This window comes from Pseudomonas sp. A-1, from assembly GCF_004801855.1.
GTDB lineage: Bacteria > Pseudomonadota > Gammaproteobacteria > Pseudomonadales > Pseudomonadaceae > Geopseudomonas.
On record NZ_SSTC01000184.1, the window covers coordinates 1 to 2,514 of the forward strand.

3 protein-coding genes and 1 pseudogene are annotated in these 2,514 nt (G+C 74.6%); all 4 read left to right on the plus strand.

Going from position 1 to position 2,514, the window contains the following annotated elements; all coding sequences use genetic code 11:
- Nucleotides 1-1,187 (plus strand): cellulose biosynthesis protein BcsG (gene bcsG / locus E5198_RS20900; protein WP_168772574.1); only part of this gene is annotated, 1,187 nt, incomplete at its 5' end.
- A 2-nt stretch (nucleotides 1,188-1,189) separates the two neighbouring features.
- Nucleotides 1,190-1,381: a cellulose biosynthesis protein BcsR gene (gene bcsR / locus E5198_RS20905; protein ID WP_136491827.1), complete on the plus strand. Its 192-nt coding sequence runs from the start codon at nucleotides 1,190-1,192 to the stop codon at nucleotides 1,379-1,381.
- Nucleotides 1,378-2,124 (plus strand): cellulose biosynthesis protein BcsQ, encoded by a 747-nt coding sequence (gene bcsQ / locus E5198_RS20910; protein WP_136491828.1) that lies wholly within the window; start codon nucleotides 1,378-1,380, stop codon nucleotides 2,122-2,124. Before bcsR ends, bcsQ begins: the two co-directional genes overlap by 4 nt.
- Nucleotides 2,121-2,514: pseudogene (locus E5198_RS20915) on the plus strand (hypothetical protein); the annotation flags it as partial. The gene bcsQ and the pseudogene E5198_RS20915, both read left to right, overlap by 4 nt.

The following is a 2,514-nucleotide window of genomic DNA, read 5'->3' on the forward strand; positions in this document are numbered from 1 at the left end:
CGCTGTGGTCGCCGCCGGCCCGCCCGCTGCCGGCCGTCGCTAGCGCACCCGTCGCGCCGGCGAGCGCACCGGCGCTGGCCAGCAGCGGCCCGCCGGACAACGCCACCCTCGACAACTACCTGCAGGACTTCTACCGCAGCGAGAGCGAGCGCCGGGTGGATCTGGGCGCGGCCGCCAAGGGCGCGCCCTTCGACCTGCTGCTGCTCAACGTCTGCTCGCTGGGCTGGAGCGACCTGCGCGCGGTCGGCCTGGAGCGTCATCCGTTCCTCGAGCGCATGGACATCCTGTTCGACAACTTCAACTCGGCCACCGCCTACAGCGGGCCGGCGGCCCTGCGCCTGCAGCGCGCCAGTTGCGGCCAGGTCTCGCACTCGGCGCTGTACCAGCCGGCGCCGGAGCAGTGCCAGCTGTTCGACAGCCTGGCCCGGCTGGGCTACCGCGTCGACCTGACGCTCAACCACAACGGCCGCTTCGACAACTACCTGCAGTCGATCCGCGCGGCCGGCCGGCTGCCCGAGCCGCTGTTCCCGGCCGAAAGCCTGCCGCGCACCTGGGTCGGCTTCGACGCCTCGCCGATCAACCGCGACCGCGACCAGCTCGAGGCCTGGTGGCGTCTGCGCGGCGACAAGCCGGCCGAGCGGGTTTCCCTGCTCTACCAGAGCATCACCCTGCACGACGGCAACCGCGAGATCCTCGCCGACGGTCGCACGCGCAGCGCCGGCTACGGGCCGCGGGCGCAGCACCTGCTCGACGACTTCGATGCCTTCATCGGCGAGCTGGAGCGCAGCGGCCGGCCGACCGTGGTGGTGCTGATCCCCGAGCACGGCGCCGCGCTGCACGGCGACCGCATGCAGATCGCCGGCATGCGCGAGATCCCCTCGCCGTCGATCACCCACATCCCGGTAGGCGTCAAGCTGGTCGGCCTGCCGCTGGACAGCGCCTCGGGCCGGCAACGGGTGAGCGCGCCGAGCAGCTACCTGGCGCTGGCCGAGCTGCTGGTGCGCCTGCACGGCGGGCCGCCGGCGGATGGCCGCGGCTTCGACCGCGCCGCGCTGGCGCGCGACCTGCCGCAGACGGCGAAGGTCGCGGAGAACTCCGGCAACGTGCTGCTCGAATACGGCGGGAGGCCCTACGTGCGCCTGCAGGAGCGTGGCCAGTGGTTGCCCTATCCGCAGGAGGAACGCTGAACATGACCCCACCCGACGGCGCCACGGCGTTCGCCGACAACGACATCGCCGCGCTGCGCCGCAGCCTCGGCCTGGCGCGGCTCGGCTACCGCGACCTGGCGGCCCGGCGCGAGCTGGAGCAGGTGCTGCAGCGCTGGCCGCTGCTGGCGGAGCTGGCCGCGCCCGCCCGGGGCAGCGCGGAGCAGACGCCATGACCACGCTGGGCCTGGTCGGCCTGCGCGGCGGCTGCGGCGTCAGCAGCCTGGTGGCGGCGCTCGGCCAGGCCCTGCACCGTCTCGGCCAGCGGGTGCTGCTGGTCGACCTGTGCCCGGAAAACCTGCTGCGCCTGCATGTCAGCCTGCCGTTCGCCGACGGCAGCGGCTGGGCGCGTTCGCTGCTCGATCAGCAGGGCTGGAGCGGCGCCCTGTGGCAGCTGCAGGAGGGCTTCTGCCTGCTGCCCTACGGCCGCCTGTCGGCCGACGAGCAGGAGCGCATGGAGCGCTTCCTGCGCGGCACGCCGGACTTCTGGGCGAAGCGCCGGCCTGGGCTGGCGGCGCGTTTCGACTGGCTGCTGTTCGACCTGCCGCAGCGCCTGCCCGGCCATGCCCGCACCGGCCGCCGCGACCTGACCCTGCGCGTGCTGGAGGCCGACGCCGCCTGCCATGCGCTGCTGCAGACGCCGCGCGCCGCCGACGAGTGGCTGCTGGTCAACCGCTTCGATCCGGTCCGCCCGCTGCAGCGCGACCTGCTGCTGCTCTGGCAGCAGACCCTCGGCCCGCGCCTGGTGCCGCAGTGCGTGCACGCCGACGAGGCGCTGGCCGAGGCGCTGGCGCACAAGCTGCCGGTGGGCCTGCATGCGCCGCACAGCCTGGCCGCCCAGGACGTGCTGAGCCTGGCCACCTGGTGTCTGGCTGCGCGCGCGGCGCGGCCCGCGTTGCACCGCGAGGTGGGTGGATGAGGCGTGCCGTGCCGGCCGCACAGACCTGGCGTACGCGGCTGTGGCCCTACCGCCGGCTGCGCCGCGTGCGCGGCGCCAGCCGGCCGACGGCGCTGCTGTTCAGCCTGCTGCAGCTGCTCGGCTGGCTGCTGCTGCGCCTGGAGAGCCCGGCCTGGCAGGCGCTGCTGAGCCGCCACGATCACTGGTATCCGCATCTGGCCGAGCGTCCGCCGCGCATCGGCGATCCGCTGCGCTACCTGACGCAGACCCTCTGGCTGCTGCTCTGGCGCGGCGCGGACGCCCGTCCGCGCCGGCTCGTCCGCCTGCGCGGCTGGCTGCAGGGACGACGCGCGGCCATGCGCGCGCTGGCCGAGCGTGGCTGGACGCGGCTGAGTGCGCGCCTGCCACGCC